Annotated in this window: 1 protein-coding gene; it reads right to left on the bottom strand. The window is 79.6% G+C overall.

Features of this window, described 5'->3' with window-relative positions:
- On the bottom strand, positions 1-421 hold a 421-nt coding region (locus tag LPA54_RS40020; protein ID WP_368857912.1), incomplete at both ends, for a sensor histidine kinase.

Here is a 421-nt window from a genome sequence, read left to right as displayed (position 1 = left end):
CCGCCCGCACCTCCCAGCCGCCGTCCTCCGTCGGCCCGGTGGTCAGGGTGCCGCCGGCCTCCCGGGCGCGGGAGCGCAGGATGCCCTGGCCGCGTCCGCCGCCGAGGTCCGCGGCGTGCGCGGGGGCGCCCGGCAGCGGTGCGCCGCTGGTGACCACGACGTCCGTACGGTCGTCGCCGTACCGGCACCGCACGGTGGTGGCCGCGCCCGGCGCATACCGGGCCACGTTGGTGAGCGCCTCCCGCACGATGCCGTACGCGGCGTCGGCGACGGCGCCCTCCGGCAGCGGATCGATCGCGCAGTCGACCGGCTGGCCGATCCGCCGGAACCCGTCGACCAGGCCGAGCAGCCGCTCCTCGGGGGCGGGCAGACCGCTGTCCGAGGGGGCGGGAGCCCGCAGCGTGCCGAGCGCCCGGGTCAC

Source organism: Streptomyces sp. DH12 (assembly GCF_020873895.1).
Classification (GTDB): domain Bacteria; phylum Actinomycetota; class Actinomycetes; order Streptomycetales; family Streptomycetaceae; genus Streptomyces.
Note: the sequence above shows the minus strand (reverse complement) of the source record. Positions and strands in the feature narration are given on the sequence as shown.